Annotated in this window: 20 protein-coding genes; 18 read left to right on the forward strand and 2 right to left on the reverse strand. The window is 42.8% G+C overall.

From position 1 onward, the window contains the following. The first annotated feature begins 9 nt into the window (after positions 1 to 9). The 11 genes from L4D20_RS03405 to L4D20_RS03455 all read left to right on the forward strand — a co-directional run bounded on the left by L4D20_RS03405 (position 10) and on the right by L4D20_RS03455 (position 9,050). The gene (locus L4D20_RS03405; protein ID WP_428800142.1) at positions 10 to 1,188 is read left to right on the forward strand and encodes an Arm DNA-binding domain-containing protein; all 1,179 of its coding nucleotides are present in this window, start codon (positions 10 to 12) and stop codon (positions 1,186 to 1,188) included. After that, entirely contained in the window at positions 1,188 to 2,033 is an 846-nt protein-coding gene (locus L4D20_RS03410; RefSeq protein WP_428800143.1) for a hypothetical protein, read from the forward strand. Before L4D20_RS03405 ends, L4D20_RS03410 begins: the two co-directional genes overlap by 1 nt. Positions 2,034 to 2,101: 68 nt before the next feature. Further along, entirely contained in the window at positions 2,102 to 2,479 is a 378-nt protein-coding gene (locus tag L4D20_RS03415; RefSeq protein WP_428800144.1) for a YlcI/YnfO family protein, read from the forward strand. Positions 2,480 to 2,628: 149 nt separating this feature from the next. After that, a complete protein-coding gene (locus L4D20_RS03420) occupies positions 2,629 to 2,967 on the forward strand; it encodes a hypothetical protein (protein WP_428800145.1) in 339 nt (112 codons plus the stop codon). Positions 2,968 to 3,184: 217 nt separating this feature from the next. Beyond that, positions 3,185 to 3,334 carry a hypothetical protein gene (locus L4D20_RS03425; protein ID WP_428800146.1) on the forward strand — a complete coding sequence of 50 codons (150 nt, stop codon included), beginning with the start codon at positions 3,185 to 3,187 and terminating at the stop codon, positions 3,332 to 3,334. A 111-nt stretch (positions 3,335 to 3,445) separates the two neighbouring features. Beyond that, positions 3,446 to 4,336, forward strand: a complete 891-nt coding sequence (locus L4D20_RS03430; protein ID WP_428800147.1) for a tetratricopeptide repeat protein — start codon at positions 3,446 to 3,448, stop codon at positions 4,334 to 4,336. Positions 4,337 to 4,596: 260 nt separating this feature from the next. After that, positions 4,597 to 5,052 (forward strand): NUDIX hydrolase, encoded by a 456-nt coding sequence (locus tag L4D20_RS03435; protein ID WP_428800148.1) that lies wholly within the window; start codon positions 4,597 to 4,599, stop codon positions 5,050 to 5,052. A gap of 132 nt (positions 5,053 to 5,184) precedes the next feature. Further along, on the forward strand, positions 5,185 to 5,499 hold the full coding sequence (locus L4D20_RS03440) for a hypothetical protein (RefSeq protein ID WP_428800149.1): 315 nt from the start codon (positions 5,185 to 5,187) through the stop codon (positions 5,497 to 5,499). A gap of 612 nt (positions 5,500 to 6,111) precedes the next feature. Then, positions 6,112 to 6,510: a hypothetical protein gene (locus L4D20_RS03445; protein ID WP_428800150.1), complete on the forward strand. Its 399-nt coding sequence runs from the start codon at positions 6,112 to 6,114 to the stop codon at positions 6,508 to 6,510. A gap of 201 nt (positions 6,511 to 6,711) precedes the next feature. Next, positions 6,712 to 7,719: a phytanoyl-CoA dioxygenase family protein gene (locus tag L4D20_RS03450; protein ID WP_428800151.1), complete on the forward strand. Its 1,008-nt coding sequence runs from the start codon at positions 6,712 to 6,714 to the stop codon at positions 7,717 to 7,719. A gap of 11 nt (positions 7,720 to 7,730) precedes the next feature. Further along, positions 7,731 to 9,050: a serine hydroxymethyltransferase gene (locus L4D20_RS03455; RefSeq protein WP_428800152.1), complete on the forward strand. Its 1,320-nt coding sequence runs from the start codon at positions 7,731 to 7,733 to the stop codon at positions 9,048 to 9,050. Positions 9,051 to 10,181: 1,131 nt separating this feature from the next. On the opposite strand, the gene L4D20_RS03460 is transcribed toward L4D20_RS03455, so the two are convergent. Then, the gene (locus tag L4D20_RS03460; RefSeq protein ID WP_428800153.1) at positions 10,182 to 11,354 is read right to left on the reverse strand and encodes a YcaO-like family protein; all 1,173 of its coding nucleotides are present in this window, start codon (positions 11,352 to 11,354) and stop codon (positions 10,182 to 10,184) included. Between the two features lie 484 nt (positions 11,355 to 11,838). On the opposite strand from L4D20_RS03460, the gene L4D20_RS03465 reads away from it, so the two are divergent. The 7 genes from L4D20_RS03465 to L4D20_RS03495 all read left to right on the forward strand — a co-directional run bounded on the left by L4D20_RS03465 (position 11,839) and on the right by L4D20_RS03495 (position 22,851). Next, on the forward strand, positions 11,839 to 14,079 hold the full coding sequence (locus tag L4D20_RS03465) for a hypothetical protein (RefSeq protein WP_428800154.1): 2,241 nt from the start codon (positions 11,839 to 11,841) through the stop codon (positions 14,077 to 14,079). 293 nt (positions 14,080 to 14,372) lie between these two features. Beyond that, positions 14,373 to 15,512, forward strand: a complete 1,140-nt coding sequence (locus tag L4D20_RS03470) for an efflux RND transporter periplasmic adaptor subunit (protein WP_428800748.1) — start codon at positions 14,373 to 14,375, stop codon at positions 15,510 to 15,512. Beyond that, positions 15,505 to 16,764, forward strand: coding sequence for a TolC family protein (locus L4D20_RS03475; protein WP_428800155.1), 1,260 nt, complete (start codon positions 15,505 to 15,507; stop codon positions 16,762 to 16,764). Before L4D20_RS03470 ends, L4D20_RS03475 begins: the two co-directional genes overlap by 8 nt. Then, positions 16,761 to 17,975: an ABC transporter permease gene (locus tag L4D20_RS03480; RefSeq protein ID WP_428800156.1), complete on the forward strand. Its 1,215-nt coding sequence runs from the start codon at positions 16,761 to 16,763 to the stop codon at positions 17,973 to 17,975. Before L4D20_RS03475 ends, L4D20_RS03480 begins: the two co-directional genes overlap by 4 nt. A 2-nt stretch (positions 17,976 to 17,977) precedes the next feature. Then, a complete protein-coding gene (locus L4D20_RS03485; protein WP_428800157.1) occupies positions 17,978 to 19,261 on the forward strand; it encodes an ABC transporter permease in 1,284 nt (427 codons plus the stop codon). Between the two features lie 19 nt (positions 19,262 to 19,280). Further along, positions 19,281 to 19,970, forward strand: a complete 690-nt coding sequence (locus L4D20_RS03490; protein WP_428800749.1) for an ABC transporter ATP-binding protein — start codon at positions 19,281 to 19,283, stop codon at positions 19,968 to 19,970. A gap of 832 nt (positions 19,971 to 20,802) precedes the next feature. Next, positions 20,803 to 22,851 carry a type I restriction-modification system subunit M gene (locus L4D20_RS03495; protein WP_428800158.1) on the forward strand — a complete coding sequence of 683 codons (2,049 nt, stop codon included), beginning with the start codon at positions 20,803 to 20,805 and terminating at the stop codon, positions 22,849 to 22,851. Between the two features lie 291 nt (positions 22,852 to 23,142). Here L4D20_RS03495 and L4D20_RS03500 read toward each other — a convergent pair whose 3' ends face one another. Beyond that, positions 23,143 to 23,613 (reverse strand): hypothetical protein, encoded by a 471-nt coding sequence (locus L4D20_RS03500; RefSeq protein ID WP_428800159.1) that lies wholly within the window; start codon positions 23,611 to 23,613, stop codon positions 23,143 to 23,145. Between the last annotated feature and the right edge of the window lie 134 nt (positions 23,614 to 23,747).

Raw genomic sequence — 23,747 nt, forward strand, 5'->3', positions numbered from 1 at the left:
AGATGGCTTATGGGTAGCGTAAATGCGCGTGGTAATCTGTTGTATATCGACTTTAGATATAAAGGGCATCGTTGCCGTGAGTCGACAAAACTAGCAGATAACCCACCGAATCGGAAAAAATTAGAGGTATTACTGCAACGAATCGATGCAGAAATCACGCTTGGCTCGTTTGATTACAGTAAATACTTTCCTAGTAGCAAACTTAAAGATCGCTTTGATAAGATAAATGATCGTGAAAGAGCGTCTACGGAATACTTTGATTCACCCAAAAGCCCAAGGTTTAATGAATTCGTTACTATTTGGCTTGGCGAAATGAAAATCGAATGGAGTAAAGGTCACTATTTGGATGTGGTTGGTGTGATAGATAAATACTTATTACCAACCTTTGGCCAGAAGAAAATAAGCTCTATCAATAAAGGTCAAATTTTACAGTTCCGTTCAATTCTTTCGGAAGTCCCTGGGCGAAAAGGGCAGTTCTTAAGTGCCTCTAGAATTAATCATATTATGACGCCTTTACGTATGCTGCTTAACGAAGCTGCTGAGCGCTATAACTTTCCATCTCCATGGAAAAGCATTAAAGCGTTAAAAGTAGGGCGAACGGAAGTCGACCCCTTTTCTTTAGCGGAAATAGATGTATTCATAGATAACACCCCAGAAGAGTTTGTTGCTTATTATCTCACTCGTTTTTTCACTGGGATGAGAACCAATGAAGTCGATGGTTTAATGTGGAAAGACGTGGACTTGATAAACAAAACCATTACGGTGAGCCAAGGGTATGTAAGAGGGGAGGTCAAAGGGTTAAAAACCGACGGGTCTTACCGTGTAATAAACTTGATTGACCGTGTTGTTGATGCACTCAAGCGCCATCATCAAGGCGGTGTGAAAGGCAATGAATTTGTATTTACCAATGACAAGGGTAAACCATTCAATTACGCAATGGTGTCACGGACAATATGGTATCCAATTCTTGAAAAAGCAAAGCTAAGAAAGAGAAACCCGTATCAGACACGTCACACATTCGCGACATTGTTACTTGCATCAGGAGAGTCGCCAGAGTGGATAGCGAATCAGATGGGGCATACAACCACCACTATGCTTTTTCGGGTTTATTCACGCTATGTGCCTAATTTAACGCGTAGAGATGGCAGTGCTTTTGTTAGGTTCCTAGGCAATGGAGGAGTAGCATAATGATAACGTTAGGTTGGATAAAAGGGGCGATGCTACCGCTGCCTTGTTCACCACTTTGCTGTGAGGTGGTAGTTAAGGGAAAAGTCTATTGTGTTCAGGTCTCCCCAATGGCTCTTAGAGGGACATGGAAATGTCAAAGCTTACTGAAGATTGACTGCCAAGTTAACTCAGCTGGTCAGATTATTATTAACTCAACGAGTCCTTTACTAGATGTGTTCACATATCAACAATTTAGAGAGTGCTTAATCAATATAGAGCAAGGTGCGATTGAGATGGTTATCGAGTTCATTGAATTGAATGAGTTAGTCACCATCGACGAACTTAAGTGCTTCAGTGAATTTTGGAAAAAGGATCCAGCCTTATTACCAATATTTATTACTGCTCCTGCAAGTCATAAACATCATCATAGCTACCCACACGGACTGCTAAAGCATAGTGTGGAAACGGCAAGGTTGTCTTGGAATCAAGCGAATCAGTTGAAGCTATCAGAGATAGAGTGTCAATTAGCGTTAATGGCGGGGTTGATACACGATGTTGGAAAGGTCTTTCCGATTCTAAAAAGTGGAGGCGCTTATTGCCCAAGTGAACACGAATGCCAGAACTGGGCGATACTTGGTGTCCCACTAGGTCAATTGGCAGAGACTAAATACCCTTGGTACGAAATTCTATGTGACGCACTTACTCCAAGAACTAACAAGAATGTCGTCAATAGAATCGAAAAAATAGTGCGTTTTTCAGATCAATTATCTGCGGTTAATGATATTACCGAGCAAAGATTCAATGCAAGCCCATCTCATCACCATTATAAAAACCACCTAAAGAAAAAATACAAAAGAGCTGTTTAATAGCGAAGCAGCAACTGTGCGCACAATGATCATATAGGTGTGCGTACACTTAATTTGGATAAGACGAAATGGATAAAAAATACATAGTCTTAAACAGCAATACCAATCGTAACTCGTCAAAGAAAAATATTCGCTTCGAGCATGAAATCATTGAACAAATTGAACGCCTCAAGGGGGATAGAGAATCATTTTCTCGTTGGGTCAAACAAGCTTGCATGTTGAGGATTCAATACGAGACTATCGAAGGTAGAAGTGTGCGCACACCGTCCTTGGACCCTGTGCGCACATCGATAACATCTAGGGATGATATTGTGTCGACAGTTAGAGAACTAAGTGAGAAAGGGCTGTTCCATCAGCAAATAGCAGATACACTTAATGAGCGTGGAATAGGTTCACCTAATGGTAAACCATGGAATCGAAGAATGGTTTCAGTTTTGCTTAAGTAGTACAAAACTTAGGTAAATGGCGATCTCTCAAAAGGGACGACATTAATCAAGGCCATGAAAAGTATTTATGTCTATAGCGCTATGACATCAAGTAGTGTAGTTAGTAAATTTGCTTGAATTAAACTGTAACTTTAAGGGTGGAAACTAATATGAGTCATGACATAGCCTCAACGACAGAACAAGAGTCTAGAGAGATGTTTAAGGTTGTCGTGATCGATTATTATGCGTCTGGTGAAGGGCGACGTGTTTTTATTAAAACAGGCTCAGAGAGCCATATAAAAGAAGAAGTCGGTGACTGGTTTTACCAAGGAGCTGAAGCATTTACAGTACAAAAGTGGTTAGAGATTGATAAAGATACTTGCGACAGTAGTAACGATGAGGGTTCCAATTTAGAAACGCTTAAAATGTTTGCTCCAGTTTTGTGGGATGCAATGAATCAAGGTGTAGAAATGCTGGTTGATATTGAATATCACTGGAACGAGAGCTGAGCGTTCTTTTTCCTCTAGTTTAGCTTGCTCGTACGTTGTGCATTGTGATCACAGCTCGTACGTTGTGCATGCTAACGCGCTTTTGCCCCGAAATGAGTTACGCCTCCAAGTCAAACAATGATGTTTAGTTAACTTTGATATACAGAAGCAATGAGGGTCAAAAGGCAGTGCCTGACCCCACGTGGTGCATTGAGTTCCTTGTATGCAGGATTTGCAGATGTGTAACATTTGGGGGCAGCTTACCATTGGTATTCCTCTGGTCTTTGGTGGGTATGTGAGTGTCATCGTTAGTGAGCTTCAAATGCAACTGGTTAGAATAATCGTCAGATTGGCCGATGCGAAGATCGTGATAAAGTCAACAGTTTGATAAAAGGTTGAGTATTATCTCACGCTACGACCAATGGCTTTTACATATACCAATATCCATGGCCTACACTGCGGATTAGATACACGCTTAACGCATGACAAAGGAATGACCATGCTAAACATGAGGATTCATTACTGTATACAAAGCATTGCAACGTTTGTTCTATGCTTTCTATCACTTTCTACTTTTGCTTCTGAACACCCCCAATCAACTGCAAAAAATAGCAATGATGAGGCAACAGAGATGTTTGAGCTGGCGCGAAGCTATTACTCGGGCAATGGGGTAGAGCAAAGTTATGAGACGGCCTTAGATTATCTAACCAAGGCTTCAGAACTGGGGCATGTTAAGTCGATCAATCAGCTGGGCTTAGTGTATAGAGAGGGTCTCGGTACAGAACAGGATCTCGTGCAAAGTACTAAATATTTTCGGTTGGCAGCAAAAAACGGCTACCCCAAGGCGCAGTATAACCTGGCTGTTTCATATGATTATGGGCTGGGTGTTGAACAAGATCATACTGTGGCGATGGAGTGGTATCTTAAAGCTTCAGACAACGGTCATATGAAGGCTCAGAATAATATTGGCCGCCTTTATGGTAGAGGTCTTGGGGGCGAGGTTGATTATGAGAAAGCAGTAGAGTTCTATCAGTTATCTGCAGATCAAGGCTTCTTCATGGCTGAATTTAACCTGGGTGAACACTATCTGTTAGGCGCAGGTGTACCAAAGAACGAAGAGGTCGCATATCACTACTTTTACTCATCCGCTAGCAAGGATTATGGACCGGCGCAGTTTGAGTTAGGTCAGATGTATGAAAAGGGCATCGTTGTCGACAAAAACGTTCAGGAAGCCTTCAGACTCTATCAGTTTGCTGCGAGGAACAACGACACCAAGGCGCAACATCAACTTGGAGTGTTCTATGAAGAGGGGATCGCGGTCGACAAGGACCTTACCAAAGCAAAGCAATGGTTTGCATTGGCAGAGCGGAATAAAGACCAGCAGCAATAGTTTATTCTCAGAGCTGACGGGGGCAGGCCTTGCTTTTTGCCTATCAAGGTTTCCCATACTGGAGATAATCCATAGATCGATAAATTAGAAAAACCTCTAACGTATCTCTGTCCAGAGGTTTGCTGACGGGGCATGAAACACGAAAATGCCCCTTTCCGAGTTTGCACAACAAAATCGTGAAAAATTTAATCTGAAAATTCCCCAACTTTTTCTAATGATTGTAATATCTATGGACGCGTAACAATAGTGGAACTAATTCAATGAGAGCACCATTTCAGGTACTTATATTCCCATACAAATTTGAAATGGAAGACCCCATATTCCTGATTGCTTGCCGCACAGACAATGGTGAATGGCAGGCAATCTCTGGTGGTGGCGAAGATCATGAGTCTTTGCTTGAAGCTGCAAGAAGAGAATTATATGAAGAAACCTCGTTAACAGGTATTGAATGGGTTCAACTAGATTCTATGTGTATGTTACCGCGAGTGTTTTATTCTGGTCATGAAGAATGGAGCCTTCACCCTTATGTGATACCAGAATACTCATTCTCAGTGCAGGTTTCGAGTGAGGCACAGTTATCTTCGGAACACACAGAGTTTCGTTGGTGTAAGGCATCTGAAGCGAACGAGCTTCTCAAATATGATTCTAATCGAATAGCTTTATGGGAGTTATCCGAACGACTTAAGCGCCATCCCATAAATAGTTATCTCCGCTAGAAGGGAATGATTTTTTAGAGGACCAGGGTTTCACCTTCCAAATGGCTCTCAAGAAGTAACGATTTCTCCTGCTCAGGGTAGAGTAGATAATCCAAATATTACAAAAAAATGGAAAATAGAGGTTATTGACTAATGAAACGTGAATTTGAACTGTACGTCTCACGTGTAGGCATTCTTAGTGTTAATTTAATGGGAAGCCACATAGATGAGTATATTCATTTACCTAATACTGAAGTTGTTCGCCGTAAAATTCGCTTAAATGATAGAGAGGTTACAATTAGGACACTGATCGTTAACTTTACTTCCGAGAATGAAAATATAGCCTTCCTACAAAATCTTGTAGATAAAGGAGCACCTTTTACAGATGATTACAAATCTACCTCTTATATGACAGCATGTAAGTTAGTTGATGAGGGGAAGTTAAAAGGTAAAATACTAGGTTGCTAATAAAAAACGAAAACAACATAGATAAAGGGGCAGGTTTTGCCTTTTGGATAAGTGTGGTCTCATTTGGTTAGCTAGGCCACTTTTTGTTCTAATGAAGGTGATGAGTAGACTGTTACGGATAGAGTATGCGGAGGCGCTATATCCTGTTACCCGAAGTACTATCTGGGTAACTATTCAATGCAATCTGTCTTCAACTACTAAATATAAAGTGTTCTCATTAGTTGATCTCATGATATCAATGCTAACCGCTCAATTTTTCTAGCTCATTCCTGTCCAATTTCGATTTAGATAGACCGAAAAGATCTGATGACCATAAAGGTGTAACTTGCTGCTGTTTGTACAACAAGTAGATAGCCATTAGGCGCTAATTATTAATCATTAATTATTTGCCACGTGAAGAGCGCAGACATAGCTTACTGGTTAAGCTAACTGTTGGGTGCTCTACAATCGTTGCGTTTTAAATTGGAAGCGACCCAAGCTTTTTATCGTGTTCACTCTCTTTGATTTTTGTTGTCCTAAGTTAGCGGAATAGAGTTAGTGGCTAGTGATTAGTTCGTTGTTTTCTAGGCCGACTTCTCGGACTAATAAGCGTTTATAATTGGAGGGTTTAAATTGAGTAAGTACATTATTTCTGCTCTTTTGTGTTTGTCTTTCTCTGCTTTATCAGATGACTATGAGGCGATAAATATTGAGCAAGTTGTTTCTGAAAGGTTCGAGTTGGCCTTTCCAAATGAAGATAATATTGAACCGAATATAAGCGATTTTACGGTTATCAACTATATATTGCTGAGTGAAGAGGGAGGCGAGCGTTGGGCTGTTGTAACGTTGAAGAACGAGTCAAGTAGCCGTAGAACATTGACAGAAAAACATTTATTGTCCACTTTGGCGAATGGCGATTACATATTCCCTTCGAATTTTTCTCAGAGCTTTAAAGGTAATGAGGTAATGTCTGTAATCATCAGTTTTGCAGTTAATAAGTTTCCTATTTTGTCTATAAAAACAAGAAAATAACATAACGAATTGTTTAAGAAGGTAGCCAGATGAGGAATTTTTCTTTCTTTAGTTGGGCTGCTGTCTGATTTTCTGAGCGCTTTTTTACAGCGACACTGCTTCCTTTTTCCCTAATAAATTATCCTTAAATTACTTCCTATTGAATGACTACTTGGCAAATTAGAGGTTGAACTAAGATGTGACGTTACGCAAGGAAGTTAAATGAATATTGAAGATAAAGGTCTTACAGAACAACAAATACAGTGTTTTATCGATTGTGGCTTTGTAGGGCCGCTGCCTCGATTTGCTAACGAGCTTTTACTTAATGGCGCTGTAAAAGTAGTTAAAGAGATCATCTCTAATCCTAGCGTGCACCCCTTGCATAGACGTTATTCAGTTCATGATTGGCACCTCGTTTCACCCGTCATCGAAGAGCTTGTCACACACCCCACATTAGTGTCTTGTTTGCGATCGTTAGCAGGACAGGATTTGGTGCTGTGGCGGTCGAAAATATGCCATAAAAGATCCCTTGAAACCAGTACTGGTTGGCATCGAGAGTGGGGCGATTTTGATTGGGAAGAAATAGGAAATAACATACCGAGTCTGGGGCCCAATTGTAGAGACAAAGGTTGGTGGAATTTAACCGTTTGGATTGCGTTAACGGATGTTGAAATCGAGTGTGCGCCTCAACGCTTTATTTGTGGTTCTCACAAAAAACAGTACAGAAAAACGATGGTCAGCATGCCTAAGTATGAATTTTGGCGAGACCTTTTTCTAGAGTGCAGTACGGTCGAAGACATTGTTCAACGGGTGAATAATCTCGCCTTGGTTCTAGATGTGGATACTTCTGCCATTTTTCACGATTATGATTGGGTAGGGGAGCCTTACGAAGAGGTAAAAACATATGCGATGGCAAAATTTGAAAAGATGATGGTTAAGAAAACCTTTTGGGTTAATGATGATGACGCCGACATCGTTACCATGCCTATGAGGAAGGGAGAGTTTGTCATTTTTGCTGAGCGAACAATGCATTGTTCATTGGTCAACATGTCGAACACAGAAAGATTGGCCATGAATATTCGAATCACGACAACGGATGCTGAAATTTACTCCGGTCGACATTTAGGTGACGTTCTTGACGGCTCCAACCTTAACATCTCAGAATACACGAATTTGCTGGTTTCTGGTTTGGATTTGTCTGGTGGTAGGAATAAATACCGCCAAGAGTGAGGAGGTTCCGTTTGCTTTCAGAAAACAGTTACCACGACCATACCCTAATCAACAAGGCTAAAAAACTGGTGGTATCGTTGACGGGAGATAGGCTATATCAACACCTTATCAGCATACTTGATAGGCATAACGAGATCCGTGGCAAGCAAGGAATAAACCTTGTCGCCGCTGATAGTCCAATGAGTCGTCAGGCTCGCCATTTATTAAGCTGCGAGCTTGGTACTCGAGCATCGTGTGGTGAGATAGGCCGTAGGAGTCGCTATTTTACAGGGCTTGATCAAGCGGATGAAATTGAAGCGCTGGCTATTTCACTTATTAACGATCTATTTCAATGTAAACATTCTGACCCAAGACTGATGGGAGGGGTACACGCTAATACGGTGGTGTATTCAATGTTAAAAAAACGTTTTAACATTACAAATATGTTTGCTCTCAATCCATTCTATGGAGGGAATTTATCCAATTATAAAATGGGGCCACCTGGAATACTCGACTACTCGATTATCGATTTCCCTATAGAGCCACAAACTCTGAAAATCGACTTGAATAAATTTGAATACCTTGCGAATGTTCACAAACCGCTTTTAGTGAGTTTGGGCGCTGGGGTACATCTATTTCCTTTTCCTGTTAGAGAAATCAAAGACATTATTTCGCAGTGGGGGGGCCGTGTTTTTTTTGATGGTGCACACCAAGCGGGGCTTATTGCTGCGGGTGTCTACCCCAACCCGATATTGGAAGGGGCTGATGTTTTTACGGGCTCCACAGGGAAAACGTTCAGTGGGCCTCAAGGCGGAATCATTTGTTGGAATGATGACCACTTGTCCAGGCCTATAGAAACCATGATCTTTCCAACGTTAACCGGATCTCATCAACTAAATAGAGTCGCTTCACTGGTTGTTACATGCATCGAAATGAGAACTTTTGGTAAAAAGTACATGAGAACAGGCATAAATAACGCCAAACGGCTTGCCTCACTCTTACACAGTGAAGGACTAGAGGTACTCGGCGCACCCGATTACACTGAGACACATCAGATAATAGTAAAATGGTGTTACCCAGAGGGGGCAAAAGCTGCAACGTATCGGCTGGAGAACGTTGGTATATTTGTTAATGCAGTTGCTTTACCGGGCGATGGACATCGGCTTTCAGGTATTCGTATTGGAGTCACCGAAGTGACTCGCTTAGGGATCACCCATAACGCGCTTGTCGTACTTGCTAAGGTCATTGCCGGTTGCCTTCTAACGCGTTGTTTTGATGACCATGCTAGAATCGTCGTGGCAGATTTAGCCAAGGAACTTCAAACGTTCAAATACTGTTTGGATGATACCTGATGCTTTCGGGGGACCGAGTTAATCACGTATATGACAGTGACGTTGCTCTATGTATATATTCCAGGAGCTGCAATATTGTATAGCGTAGCGTAAACAGTATCGAGTGGGAGAAAAATAGGTCTGGTCAGAGTGTTTGGTTTGCACATTGGTGGCTACATTCATATTCCCTCGGAAGAGCTGGGTATTTCTGCTGTATTTATCAGTAGCCTTCCTCAACTTTATTTAACAATGCAAAAACTCGGAGGGCTTTACCTTATTTGGCTAGGATTAAAGCGCATTGTAATAACGAAAAACAGTCAGAAAATCTCCTTTTCACCTTGAGGGGATAGTGCCAGAAGAGCCTTTATCGACAGCATTATTGTTGACGTAATCCCCCCCAAAGCCGCGATGTTTTATATCGAATTTCTTTCTCAATTTATTCGAGAAGGCGATAGTGCAGCTGTTTGGTTGCAAATACTGATTTTAGGAACGATTACGAATATCGTATTCAGTAGTGTCTATCTATTAAGTGTAATAATGTCTGATTATTTGCTACGTCGATGTAAGGTAAGTAGTCATTGGATGGCAACTATTTCACGATGGGCAGGAAGTATTTTGATCATACTTGGGTTTCTGGCATTTCTAGGCCATAAATGCCGCTTTATTTCTACGAGGCTTCTGGTTCTTTCAATGTGGGGTAAGTTTGTTGAACCTAAACTTGGAAGTTGTTCATGCCTTATTAATACAGGTTCCATGGGAAAAAAATGGCTACAGTCCGGTGTTCCGTAGGTGGAGCAACGTTGTAGCCTAAATACTGCGTAAAGTGTTAACCAAACAGGAAACTCTTGCTGTTACAACATTTACTACTGTGTGCCTACGTTGGAAAAATATATTGGGTAAAGTTGACCAGTCAACCGACTAGGCTAGTGTTACCCAGGTACCCCTCCTCTCCATCAACTTCATCAACATCAACTTCTTCTTCAACGCTACACAATGCTATGTTGGCTGATTTCGTTCGAATAGTGTAATAAATAATGGGTTATTTATTGGTTCTCCGCGTCATATATTTATGAAAATTGATCAACCTAATGACCGTAGTGGTAACAGAAAATGCGTGCTCGGGTGTGTTGTATCAATGAAAAGGTGACATCATCATTTATTCCCTAATGGTACGACCCAGTGACCTTTGTCAATGACGTTGAATCGCTCTAACCCGGGAATAAAGACAGACACCAGCCATATATTGGTGGTTTGAAAAGCGGTATGAAATAGTAGGGTCCAGTTATTATCGTCTAAGGCTTGTATTAAGTTCCTATAATGGGCACTAAACTTGTAATGACTGGTGGGGGATAATGAGGTCAGATCCTTATAGGGGAGCTCGTCTAGACTCGAGAGTTTTATCAATCTGCTTAGTTTAGGCGTACAGCTTAATAAATTAGCTGCTTGGATCTCGCAGTCACGTCGTTTGGTGGTGAAGAGTTCGATGGTTTCCTCCAATTCAAACAATGCTCGCTCAATGGCATGATATTCTGAGTATGAGACGCCTGATGAACGTAGCGCCATCGGGCTGAGGTCGGACAATAGAACACAAGTACAGAAATAAGATCCTAATATTGTTTTCGACATAACGACCGAAACTTGGTCAAGGTTGGGAATGGATAAGGGGTGCACCAATAGAGCCGAGGGTAATTTTATCTTGTAAAATCCCTCCGAACCAGAGGAGGTTTTATGACCAATACACTGTTTGTAAAGCTCACTCATATGATGACATTCGATCACCTCATTTGCTCCATGCAAAATGGCTTCTTCGAACGTTGAACCAGAGGCCCAACCGCTGTTGACTGAATACGGCTTAAGAAATTGAAATGCGTCGTTATTGATAAGAGGCTCTTTATAAAAAGGATTGATGAGCACTTCAGGGAGCAGGTAGGTTCGCGCATTGAGAAGAGAGTAATATCGAGAAAACTTCAAAAGCCCATCTTCATATTCTTTAAGAGGCTTCCCAAAAAGACAGTCTTCGTGATGATCTTCTGATCCCAACCAGTAGCGTAAAGAACGAATTGACGTATTGGTTGAAATAAATTGATGTTCCAATAAAAGGTGTTCAAACGCTTCGTAGTATGCCCCAATAATTGCCCAAGGGCCTTTGCCCGCCCCCGAGGCTAAGAATTCGTTTTTCGAATTGAATAATTGAACGGTTGCCACTAGATAATTACGGCTTGTTGTAAGAGAGGAGTCTATGTCGTGCGCCTCAAACCATTTTACAATGTTTTCAATAGCTTGATTAGCATTCATTTGACGTTCTGTTGGTACGATGTCCATCATCAACTCCTTATTTAGTGTTATCGTAGAAGGTCTTTAATTGACGCTTATTGCTGTTAATCGTGTATAGCCGAGGGCGTAGGCTTAATTAATCCTTATGGAATAACTTGGATTGGTTTCGCTATAATAATTTCCCATCTTTATGGTGCCCTTATTGGTGATGTACGTTTTATTAGCCAGTGGATTTATATAAACATGCACCTCGATTGTTAAGGAGTAATTTATCGCTATTTAAGTATTGGAAATTGGCATTTTCCTTCTGAAAGTAGCGACTTATTTGGTCTCAGGGATATAAGACTGTTATTTGCTATTTAATTTGGTGCAGGGGAAGTCCTGTTAACCAACCCCTGATGCTTGGTAAAAGTGATGCATAAATAATAATTAATTAGCAGTAAGGCTATTTACTGTATCGGTGTTTCCTGCCAGTTTTCTTATTGTAAAACGACAAGCATGCGTTGTTACAGCGAGGGGATTAGGGAGGAAAATAATGGCGCTTATTGATGAATTAAAAGAGATATTGCGACAAATGGCACCCTATGGTTGGGGGGATCTTTTTAGTCAGCATGGGCTCAATATCTGTGCTTCAGATCTCTCTTCTGAACTTCAAAAACCACTGTACGTTAATCGAACGATTCCTGGTTTTAGAGAGTTTGCTCAGGAAGGTAATCAGGCCATTACGCCATCGAAACCCGCGCATAGTCTGTTGTACCATGCTTTTGCCTCGCCGCTCGTGATGTGGGCTGACAAAGAAAAAAAAATTCCTTTAACTCAATTTCCTTCGTTACATGCTCTAAATGTGATTGAAAATAATGTTTTCGCCTTAGCGAATTTGAAACTAGACCAGTTACAGCAGTACTTAGACTCAAAAGAATGTGCCGTAGTCGTATTCGCCAATCAATATCGAGTTTCTAATGAAACCGTCCACAAGAAACATGCTGATATGGTGTACTCTCGAACGGGGATCACTCGCGTAGGAGATGCGCCTCCATGCTACGATGAAAAACGACGAAGTTTTGTCTCGAGATTCGCTGATGATCCTCATCGTACGCGCGTTTTACCTGCAAAGTACGATGCTTATCTGGCGATGAAGGTAAAAGGCAGTAAATCTATATTAGGACATCGCTTGAATGTGGGTCAGCGAGGCGATCCTTTTTCCTCTTATCAAGATGAACAGTTAGATTTTTGGCTACCGATCCACAAACTTTTTAATGGGAGTGAGTGTGTAAAAGGGTTGAACTTAAATCTGGAATATTCAACATACCACGCCAACGAAAAGATTAAGAAGGTACACGATTTTCTGTCGGACGGTATGGATCTAAAAGTCGGTAGTAAACCAGAACAACGGGGTAGTTACCCGTTTAAAGTAAATGAAAACATTGCAGATTATGACGCTGAGTTGGGAATACTATGTCCGGCCATACACGCCGAATTGATACAGGTAGCCAAATCTGAAGAAAAACTTGTTGATCTCAGAAAGCCTTTTTCACTCTCCTTGATGAACAGACGCCACCAGATCAATTTGTGTCACTCTAGCTTACGTTTGATGCCTCGCGCTGTCCCCATTGCGAGTCGAATAAAAGCAGGCGAAAACTTGTCGATTTTTCCACGATCGACACCAGAGTTTTTGTATATAAGGCATGCCATCAAAAACCAATTCACAGGGATGACGCAAGATGTAAACTGGCAAGATGATCTTAAGACCTACCTAGAATCAAATGAAGATAACATTCTTCATTATGTCGATCATTCAGGGGACGGTTACGTTAAGGTTTCGACGATTCATGGCGGAGGGAGACTAAACCGTTGTCTCAATATTGCGGCTTATTCTATCGTTTCAGCTCCGGATTTTTTGCCGTACTGCCGACAAACTGAAATATTTGATGATAAGGATATTAAGCCTCTTTGGTCTACACGTCCTTTCGCTTTGTCAGATACACGTTTACTTCCCAACATACAAAGTCACCCTGTTCTATATCATGATCATATCGGCCTATTAGATACTTGTACGGCCATTATTTCAACGCGTGGTAATGGAAAGCGGTTTCAGACTAAGTCTGAAGGAAAAGGGCAGCAGATATCTTATCTTCCGGATAGTGCTACGGGTGTGTTCTGTGCTGGGTGGGATACAAGCTTTGATGTGTTCTATTGTAAAGGTGTGTACACCCCACATCTTGCAGCATATGGGATCGCGAGTCCTTATTCTGAAGCTGCTGCGGATGCGTTTTCGTTGAGATCTGGTATCAAACCCGATATTACGCGTTCATTTTGGTCAAACCACAATTATAGATACACGGTGGTGCCATTAACGGATCAAGAAATAGGGGTGAATGGTGGAGTGGGGTGGGATGGTGAAATTGGTCCTATTTTGTTTACCGAAGATGAAAAACTGTTGGTTTCGTATGCGGATTTCGACAGAGTAGATTACACAAAGAACACCATTGGACATCGGATAAATTACGACATTCTTGCCCAGATCGACACGAAGGAATTCCTGGAGCGAGTTAAGAACTTTGCTTTGGTGAAAAGAGACCCTAGGGTAACGATAAAAATGAAATTGTTAAGCTACATAATCACTCGTACTAACGATATTCGAGTTGAACGTTATTTATTCTCAGAAGTTATTGATACCGGCCGTCGAGATTGTTTCCGAGTGATCACCGAACGCAAAAACTCAGTTTGTTTAGAGCTGACGAGCCCGCTAGGTTCTATACGCTCACTCCCCATTTGAGGTACTGAATGAACGAGCACATGGCAGGGCCAAAATGGGGTCAATTGCTGTTGGTCATCGTAAGGCGCCTCATAGCTTCTTATTAATATGCTTTGCTTCTCAGTTTGTATCAGTGTGAGACCCTGATTTCGTAGCTCCGAACAAGAATACTTGATAAATATCAGACTAATTAACTGCTTAGGTTGATTTGGTGCCTGGTGAGAAGTCGAAACTTGTCGGTGAATATTGAACATCGCTACAATTTTTTGTCCATGTGATGTTCACTGACAACACAACAACAATTGGTATCAATGATGGCAAAAACTTGGCTGGTATCTACTGTGAGCGCTACATTGCTTGGCGGTGGCGTCTATTTATATTTGCAATCTTCGGTTCAGCCGAATGATTTCACCACACGCTCTGCGGTAGCAAGAACCATTGAAAAACAAGCCATAGCGGTCGGCAAAATTGTTCCGGCGCACTCGGTGTTAATTAAGTCGCAGATTAACGGTATCGTGGGCGAAATCTACGTTAAAGTTGGTGAGGAAGTTAAACAGGGCCAACCGTTGATTAAAGTGCGTCCAAATCCTACCCCTAAAGCTCTTACGCTAGCTTTTACAGAGTTGAAGCGTAGCGAAGCGGACTTGGAGTCGCACAAACAAAAACTGGCTAACTGGGAAGGCTTGGTGAAGCAGAAAATCATCCCAAAAAACTTTGACGCTTATGTCAGTGCACGTTCAGCGGTGAAATCAGAACAAGCGAACGTCCAACAAAAGCGTCATAACCTAGAGTTGATCCATAGCGGTGAAGCCTCTATCGGTGACGCTCGTGTGACCTCAACCATCACTGCGTCAATTGATGGCACGGTATTGAACCGAAAAGTTGAAGTTGGTGAGCCCATCATCTCGACAGAATCGAGCCAAACCGCGACAGAAATGATGTCATTGGCTGACATGAATAACCTGATCTTTAAAGGTCATGTCAGTGAATATGATGCAGCACAACTTTCTCAGGGTATGGCGGTAATGGTTGCTGTTGCTCCTTATCCCGATGTCGAAATATCGGGCGTGATCACGAAAGTGGCGATTCAGTCCGAGAGCCTAAACTCGTCAGGCAACAATTCGAAGGGGGAGAAAAGCTTTGATAATGGATTTGAAGTGGAAGTGGGTGAGCTCAACATTCCACAAGACGTTCGACTACGTTCGGGCTTCTCCTCAACCGCTAAAATTACCTTGAAGCGATCAGAGAATGTAGTAACCGTCCCTGAGCGCGCCCTGCAATTTGATGGCGATACGCCATACGTGCTGATCCCGGATAGCTCTAGGCAAGGTTTCCGAAAGCAGAAAGTGACGTTGGGCTTGTCCAATGGTATCCATGTTGAAGTGTTGGATGGTGTCGAATTAGATGACCAAATTATCGACAACAGCATGATGATGGGAGTACCACATGGTTAAGTTCCCCATATCTAGGTTCGGGTGTTTGATCTTGGCTACGACCGTCAGTTTACCGAGCGACGCGATCTCAATTGAACAAGCTTGGCACCAGACGAAACAAAACGATCCCGGTTACAAAAAAGCCAAGATAAGTGTCCAAGTTAGTGACGCTGGTGTGGACGCTATGCGAAGTCCACTATTACCCAGTTTGGGTGCAAAGGCATCGGTAGGGTGGAATGAGTCAGCAACGACCCCCCCTAATTATGGCGCATCCCTTAATCAGACCATTTGGGACAGTAGTGCGTGGTCAGCTTTGGATAAAGCCAAAGCCAATTACATCAAAGCTAAGTTAAGTCTTACCTTGTATTACAATAACTTAGCAGGGAAGCTGCTTTTGTGTTACTTGGATGTGGCAAGTGCGCAGAGCGAAATCCAATTGGCGAAATCCAAACTAGAAAAATCCAGCAAGCTGCTGATGATTATTGAGAAGCGTTACCTTGCAGGTAAAGTGAAATCGGTCGATGTCGAAGAGATCAGCGCAAATCACGTCGAGGCAAAAGCAGGGTTGTTGAATGCTCGAGCTGATCTAGAAGTCAAACGCGTCAAACTGGCGGCGTTAACCAACCTACTCCCGAAAAATGTCGATCAAATCCGCACGGAACCTCTCGTTCAACCCCCTATGCGCTTAGAGTCTAAACAGCAGTGGGTGAAGTTAGCTAAAGACAGTAACCCAAAACTCTTGGTAGCAATGCAGAATGTCAAAACCAGCGAGTTAGAGAAAAAGGAGGCGACAGGAGGCTATTACCCAAAGATCACCAGTAGCGTAGGGTATGATAGCAATACCGACGAATTTAGCGCCGGCGTTACTCTCGATGTGCCAATTGATATAAACGGCGCGATAAACGCCAAAGTCGATACCGCATCACTCAATGTTCTCATTGCGAGACAAAATCTACGTGAAGTAGAAATCGATATTCAACAACGCGTAACCCAACAGTTTATTCAAGTGGATATCAACTGGGATAGAGTATTGATCGCGAACGAACTAGTAACGTCACACGAGAAAGTGCTGAGTAGTAAAGAGAAGCTCTACGAGGCAGGTTTGACCGAAGTATCGGAAGTGATCAACGCATACAATCAATTGTTCGAGTCAAAACATAAATTACAAACCCACTTATACAATTATTGGCGTCAACGCATCGGCTTATTGAAGGTCGCAGGTAAGTTGGATGATGATTCCATGATATTGATTTCCCAGTTTTTTAGTTCATGACAAGTTTATTACAGCAAACATGGCAAACGCTGGTGGCGCATCGTGTGAAAAGTATGTTGGCCATTATTGCCATTGCTTGGGGGGTGATATCCGTCGTGGTGCTGATCGCGTTGGGTGAGGGCTTTTATCGCTATCAAATTCAGCAGTTGTCGTTTATGGCCAAGAATGTCCAATCTGCGTACCCACGGAGCACGAGTAAACCATGGCAAGGAATGCCTTCAAGACGCCCAATTCATATTCCGCAAGAGAAGGTCGATATGATCACACAGTCAGGTTTTGTCGAGGCGGCAGTCAGCGTTTACGCCAAAATGGATGCGACCGTAACCAACGACAAAGGACAGAGCTTAACAAACTATGTGAACGGCATCTCACCGCCTCACTTCTCTATGACGCTACAAAAGCTAGAACTGGGTTCTCGCAACTTTACACCGAGTGATATGGTTAACCACACACGCGTTGCTGTGTTAGGCGCTCATATCGCACAAGTGAGTGAAATCCACATTGGGCAAAAGATCAAAGTAAATGGAATCCCTTTTGGGGTGATAGGTATCATCAAAGACGAAGACGCGAGCAGCATGTATATTGACGGCCAGATCGTTTTTATCCCTTATACCACGTATCTAGACTTGTGGGAGGATAAGCCAATATCGCTGATGTTAAAGCCTATCAGCGGTATGGCGGAGCCGGTTTTCCGACAGGCCATCGTTACCTTTTATGCAAAGCAATTGCGCTTTGATCCCACAGATAACGAAGCCCTTAACCTACCGGACTGGAGTGAACGCAGTGCCCTGTATGAGAGTATTTTTCGGGGCATTCAACTCTTTCTTGGTGCGAGCGGAGCAATGACCATGGCGGTTGGTGCGCTTGGAGTGGCCAACATTATGTTCCTTTCTGTAACGGAACGGACGAGAGAAATCGGTGTGCGGTTAGCGATTGGCGCCACACAAAAATCGATACTTACTCAATTTATACTCGAAGGTTTATTTTTGGTTATGGTCGGCACCGTGTTTGGCTTGACGATCGCCTATATGACGGTTGATTTACTTGCGTTTATGGCTTTGCCTAATTGGCTAGGGTCTCCCGTTATCACGCCTAATTCCATTGTTTGGTCATTATTAGTGACACTTGTTCTAGCATTGTTGGCGTCTTATTTCCCTGCAAGAAGAGCATCGCGTCTTGCGCCAGTGGTGGCTTTGAGTGCGAGGGCATAATCATGTTGTTACCAATGAGACAAATATTTGAAGAGATGGCCGCAGAAAAACTTCGTTTGGGATTGACCATTGTTGCTGTCACATGGGCGACACTGTGTATCGCAGCCATGTTGGCGGTGGGCGAAGGCATTCTCCAGGGCGTAATGAGAACGGCGAAAAATGGGAACGGTAACCTGATTCATTTGAGCGCTGGTCGGATAAGTGTCGATTATGGCGCGTTTTACGAAGGCAAATTAATGATCTTAAAACTGGACGATACGGAAGTGATTCAAGCTCTCCCAGAAGTGAAAAGCGTTTCATCAACGGCAAGGTGGACGGAGCGTATTACCCATGGTGACCGCAGCGCATGGCAGGAACCATTGGCCGTGACAACAGAATTTGCCTCCATGACGAATCTAGTCCCAATGGAGGGTGGGCGCTGGCTAAACCCGTTTGACCAAAAGCACAGACGCAAAGTCGTTGTATTGGGTTACACGTTGGCTGCAAACTTGTTCAACTCTTCCAATGAGTTCTCATGGTATGCGCCAGAGGTATTACAAAGCGACCCTGTTGGAAAAACGGTAAAGATTGGCAGTGAAGCGTTCACAGTGATTGGCGTGTTAAAAAAAAACAGTGCTCTAGTCGAGCTGGGCGAACAGATCAATTATTCCAGCTTTGTGCCATTAACAACGTGGAAGCGTTTTTATCTCAATGGTGAAATCGAAGGCATTAATGTCGAGCCACAAGCGAGCGCAGACCGAAAAAAACTTGCTGCCACTATTCGCCAAATCATGGCTCGTAAGTATGGCGTCAGCAGCAGTGATACTCAGGCGGTGCAAATTATAGATATGCTCCTACGCCAAAAAAGCATGCAGCAATTCTTGATTGGCTTACAAAGCTTCCTTGGCATCATTGGTTTTGTCACTCTTGCTGTAGCGGGTGTCGGGATTGCTAATGTGATGTATGCCACTGTGAAACGCTCTACCCGAGACATAGGCGTGCGAATGGCTGTCGGTGCGACTCCTACCGCCATTCGTCTGCACTATTTAGTGCAATCTTTGATGACCATGATGTTAGGCGGCGTATTGGGTTTGGGCGTCACTTATGCGCTTGTATCGGTAATAGGCGCGATAAGTCTAGAAGGAAACAAGCTCTATGAGGAACTAGGCAAACCAGTCCCTGAACTGTCTTGGGGCGTTGTTGCAATTGTGATTTCCACCTTAGTGTTCGTTGGCGTCGTATCTGCTTGGCTGCCAGCGCACCGAGCCGCAAAAGTGAGCCCATTGGAGGCATTACAAAGTGAATAGCAAGAACTCTGGAAAGATCATGTCGTGTAAGCCGCTTGTTGAGCTCACCAATATATGTAAATACTATTCAAGCGGAGAAACGGAAGTACGCGCATTAGATGGCGTTGACTTAACCATTCAACAAGGTGAATTTCTGGCCATTCTTGGTCCCTCGGGCTCAGGAAAATCGACATTGATGAACATGCTTGGCTGCCTAGATAAACCGACCGACGGACAATACCAACTTGGTGGTCAAAACGTGGCGATCCAAAGTTCAAATGAATTAGCAAGGATTCGAAACCAGAAGATAGGGTTTGTATTCCAGAGTTTTAATTTACTGGAATACGCGACTGCATTAGATAATGTCGCATTGCCTTTGGTGTATTCGGGTATCAAAGCGAAAGAGCGTCGCCAACGTGCAGCCAAATTATTAGAGCAAGTAGGGTTAGGCGACCGCTTAAACCACAAACCAAATCAACTTTCAGGCGGCCAAAAGCAAAGAGTCGCCATAGCCAGAGCTCTCGTCAACGATCCCGAGATCATCCTAGCTGATGAGCCAACAGGTGCGCTAGATTCAAAATCTGGTGCGGGGGTTTTAGCTGTGTTTAATCAACTCCACTGCGAAGGCAGAACTCTTATCATCGTTACCCACGATAACGCCTTAGCAGACCATACCAAGCGTATCATCACGATTAAAGACGGCATGGTGGTTTCGGATACCGAGAGGTAGTCGCGACATTCACTAAGTTGTTATAAACGGTTTACCGTGATCGATGAGCGATATCAAGTGCCAAACACAGCGTATTAAGGACACTAAGCGAAATAGGACGACCTAGCGCTTCCCGTTACTTGTGTTCACCTCGTAACATGGATTAATGAGATTGCCCAATGACTTGCAAAAAAGAAGATTAGGTGAGCTATAAAGCCGCTCTCGCTATTTACAGATGGCCTTGGTAATGGGATTGATAAAATGAATAAAGAACTTCTGATTCAAGAGTTTTTGATTTCAGAAATGAGAGGATTAAAGAGGCTACAGAACGCTCTATTGGGGGGAGCGCTCTGTAGCCAAACACAGCATATAGTGGAATGGAGACCAAAATGAAACAGCATTTCCTTGCGCGACATACTGTTACTGCTGCGTACAACCATGAATAAACGAGCGGGGGGAGTGTCGCTAGGCAAAACGACACAGGCTAGGTTGGCTAGGTTGTACCCACTTATTTATTCACACCACTGAAGATGACAGGTATTAGAGGGTGGATGTAGTAATTAATGGTTATTTATAGGTAATCAATTACTACACCCAGAAAACACGCCCGCTACCCAATATAAGGAATGCTGTTGAATGTCTACTCTGAAAATTAGACTCAATTGACCTGATAAAAATGAAAAGGGAGACAGAAAACGGCGGCTTTATCAAAGCATAATTTATTCATAACTAATTACCCATCCTTAGACGCTGAGGCTAACCTATTTGCTCATTAAAGGTAATGACAAGGTTATTTTTATGAGTATGAAAACGTTTGATATAGAGGTCGACGGATTATCGTTGATAAACGCCTATGAAAATTGAAAGTCAATTCGCTGCACGGGCTGCCTTTCTATGGTCGGTCGCCGATCTTCTTCGCGGTGATTTCAAGCAATCTCAATACGGTCGAATCATTCTTCCTTTCACACTATTAAGACGGTTAGAGTGTGTGCTTGAAGCCAATAAGCCCGACGTTCTTAGTAAGTATGACGACATAAAAGAGATGCCGTTTGAAGCGCAAAACAAACTGCTGACGCACACCGCAAAGTTAAGCTTTTACAACACCTCTCAAATGGATCTAAATCGGCTTGGTGAAACTGGGGTGGCCAGCAACCTTGAGCATTATATTCAGTCTTTTAGCCCCAATGCCCGCGAGATCTTTGAGCACTTCGACTTCTTTAACACCATCGACAAACTTGAAGAAGCGGATCTGCTATACAAAGTCGCCAAACGTTTTGCAACCGCAGACCTTCACCCAAAAGCCATTAACAATCACGGGATGGGGCTTATCTTTGAGGAGCTGATCAGGCGCTTTGCCGAAAGCTCAAATGACACCGCGGGAGAGCACTTCACACCCAGAGACATTGTTGATCTCACGACCTCGTTACTGTTTGCCAATGAAGAAGCATTAACCAGCTCTGGGTTAGTGCGCTCAATTTACGACCCAACCGCGGGTACAGGCGGTTTCTTATCATCGAGTATGGAATACGTTCTTCAACTCAATAGAAACGCTGAACTCTCGGCGTTTGGTCAAGAACTCAACCCCGAATCGTATGCGATCTGTAAAGCCGACATGCTCATCAAAGGCCAAAAGGTCGACAACATAAAACTGGGAAATACCTTATCAAACGATCTACTGCGTACAGAAAAGTTTGATTATATGCTGTCGAATCCACCGTTTGGGGTGGACTGGAAAAAAATTCAAAAGTTTATCTACGACGAACACAAAGAGAAAGGTTTTGAAGGACGTTTCGGTGCAGGATTGCCCCGAGTGTCAGACGGTTCATTACTGTTTTTGATGCACCTGGTGAGTAAAATGCGCCCTTGTACGAGTAAAATTAGCCGAAACGAAAATGGCTCACGCATTGGCATTATTTTGAATGGATCGCCGTTGTTTACCGGTGGCGCAGGCAGTGGAGAGAGTGAGATTAGGCGTTACATTCTTGAAAATGATCTTCTTGAAACAATCGTCGCACTGCCAGCTGACATCTTCTACAACACGGGCATTGCTACCTATGTGTGGCTTTTATCTAGCCATAAAGCAGCAAACCGAAAGGGCAAAGTTCAGCTTATAAACGCAACTAAAGAGCACGCTAAAAAAGGCGGTCGTGCTTCTTTTCAAAACACAGACGTTGATGATGAAGTAAAAGATGAACACGTATTTTATCAAGCGATGCGCAAATCGTTGGGCTGTAAGCGTCGGGAACTCACCGAGGACGGCATCGAAATCATTGTGAACACCTACGGTCACTTTATTGAAAATGACGTCAGCAAGATCTTCGATTATCGAGCATTTGGTTACCGAAGAATCACAGTAGAACGCCCATTAAAATTGGCGATTTACCCAAAGGATGAGAGTCGACTCACTGCACTGCAAGCTGATAAAACCTGGCTTAAACTAGCGAGTTCAGTTCAAAGCAATATTAAGGCGGCTTTAAGTTGCATTGAGAAAGAAAAACAGAACTCGCGCGACACGTTTCTGACTTCATTAAACTTGATCATCACCGGTATTTTTGGGGGCACAAAGTTAACAGCGGCGCAGCAAAAGTTGATTGTAAAACACCTTGGGGAACACGATGATGAGGCCGAAGTGTGTTTGCATGAATCAGGAAAAGCAAAAGGCACACCAGAGGCCAACCCAGCACTTCGTGATTATGAAAACGTTCCACTCACGCAAACCGTCGGGAACTACTTTGTACGTGAAGTGTTACCGCGCGTATCAGACGCCTGGATTGACATCAATAAGACAGACCCACTCGATGGGGGAGTCGGAATTGTTGGTTACGAGATTGATTTTAACCATTTTGGCAGTAAGGAAATGAAATCGTTGAGGCCTCGAAACCGCCGCCGTCGCTTCTGTTGATAAAGCACAGTGCAGGTGCCGCACCAAAAGATCCGAAAACAGAGAAAACAGAGCAACTTAAAGCAATTATAGAACGGATGAACGATCTGTTTTAATGAGGCCTTATCAGATAATGAAATGATTGATGTCCAATGAAGAGGTGGCAAAAGGCTTTGCGGGCATAATGTTTGATGTATTAATAAAAGAGGTACAACGCTCATTTGCCAACCCGTGTTAAAAAGACCAAGTGTGTAGGCTCATCTAATTTTCATAGTATTCCTTTTCCATAATGTGATTTCCCAATGAGTCGTATTACATGATTAACTGCTGAAATACATCGAGTCGTCTGTGTGGTCCATAGCTGTTTTCACCAGGCATATAGTAATTTGCTTTATATGGATTCGGTTCTGGCAAATATTTTATTGGGACAATTTCATATTCGTCATTGGTTATCCTCTGTATATAGCAATCGTTGATTTCTGGCTGTAAATTATCCCCCTCTTCAATATTAATCGTTTTCAGTAACGATTCTTTACATGGTAATTCTTCCTCAGTTCCAATGTCGGGGATTTTTCCATCTAGGAAGTATGTGCCATTGAAAATATAGATATGGCCATTTTCATCGATCATTTCATAACTGTCCGGGTCTTGATGGAGTTGTGAAATGTCGATCATTATAGGTTCTCCAAGGTGATTATATACATCGTTAGCGACAGCTAGGGAAGAGTTAACTCCAATAATTATTGTAAGTATATAACGCGAACTTTCTGTGTTTATTAGCATATATGTGCTCCTTTCGTTGTGGTTATTTATCATCACAAAATACAAAATACAAAATACAAAATACAAAATACAAAATACAAAATATGAATTATGAATTATGAATAATTAATGCATGGTAATGATATTAGTGAATG

It is taken from the genome of Vibrio kyushuensis (assembly GCF_050337325.1).
GTDB lineage: Bacteria > Pseudomonadota > Gammaproteobacteria > Enterobacterales > Vibrionaceae > Vibrio > Vibrio kyushuensis.

Excerpts from the sequence above, each read along its gene's own strand:
- L4D20_RS03405 (WP_428800142.1), top strand. The coding sequence starts at position 10 with ATGGGTAGCGTAAATGCGCGTGGTAATCTGTTGTATATCGACTTTAGA.
- L4D20_RS03410 (WP_428800143.1), top strand. The coding sequence starts at position 1,188 with ATGATAACGTTAGGTTGGATAAAAGGGGCGATGCTACCGCTGCCTTGT.
- L4D20_RS03415 (WP_428800144.1), top strand. The coding sequence starts at position 2,102 with ATGGATAAAAAATACATAGTCTTAAACAGCAATACCAATCGTAACTCG.
- L4D20_RS03420 (WP_428800145.1), top strand. The coding sequence starts at position 2,629 with ATGAGTCATGACATAGCCTCAACGACAGAACAAGAGTCTAGAGAGATG.
- L4D20_RS03425 (WP_428800146.1), top strand. The coding sequence starts at position 3,185 with ATGTGTAACATTTGGGGGCAGCTTACCATTGGTATTCCTCTGGTCTTT.
- L4D20_RS03430 (WP_428800147.1), top strand. The coding sequence starts at position 3,446 with ATGCTAAACATGAGGATTCATTACTGTATACAAAGCATTGCAACGTTT.
- L4D20_RS03435 (WP_428800148.1), top strand. The coding sequence starts at position 4,597 with ATGAGAGCACCATTTCAGGTACTTATATTCCCATACAAATTTGAAATG.
- L4D20_RS03440 (WP_428800149.1), top strand. The coding sequence starts at position 5,185 with ATGAAACGTGAATTTGAACTGTACGTCTCACGTGTAGGCATTCTTAGT.
- L4D20_RS03450 (WP_428800151.1), top strand. The coding sequence starts at position 6,712 with ATGAATATTGAAGATAAAGGTCTTACAGAACAACAAATACAGTGTTTT.
- L4D20_RS03460 (WP_428800153.1), bottom strand. The coding sequence starts at position 11,354 with ATGATGGACATCGTACCAACAGAACGTCAAATGAATGCTAATCAAGCT.
- L4D20_RS03465 (WP_428800154.1), top strand. The coding sequence starts at position 11,839 with ATGGCGCTTATTGATGAATTAAAAGAGATATTGCGACAAATGGCACCC.
- L4D20_RS03470 (WP_428800748.1), top strand. The coding sequence starts at position 14,373 with ATGGCAAAAACTTGGCTGGTATCTACTGTGAGCGCTACATTGCTTGGC.
- L4D20_RS03475 (WP_428800155.1), top strand. The coding sequence starts at position 15,505 with ATGGTTAAGTTCCCCATATCTAGGTTCGGGTGTTTGATCTTGGCTACG.
- L4D20_RS03480 (WP_428800156.1), top strand. The coding sequence starts at position 16,761 with ATGACAAGTTTATTACAGCAAACATGGCAAACGCTGGTGGCGCATCGT.
- L4D20_RS03485 (WP_428800157.1), top strand. The coding sequence starts at position 17,978 with ATGTTGTTACCAATGAGACAAATATTTGAAGAGATGGCCGCAGAAAAA.
- L4D20_RS03490 (WP_428800749.1), top strand. The coding sequence starts at position 19,281 with ATGTCGTGTAAGCCGCTTGTTGAGCTCACCAATATATGTAAATACTAT.
- L4D20_RS03495 (WP_428800158.1), top strand. The coding sequence starts at position 20,803 with ATGAAAATTGAAAGTCAATTCGCTGCACGGGCTGCCTTTCTATGGTCG.
- L4D20_RS03500 (WP_428800159.1), bottom strand. The coding sequence starts at position 23,613 with ATGCTAATAAACACAGAAAGTTCGCGTTATATACTTACAATAATTATT.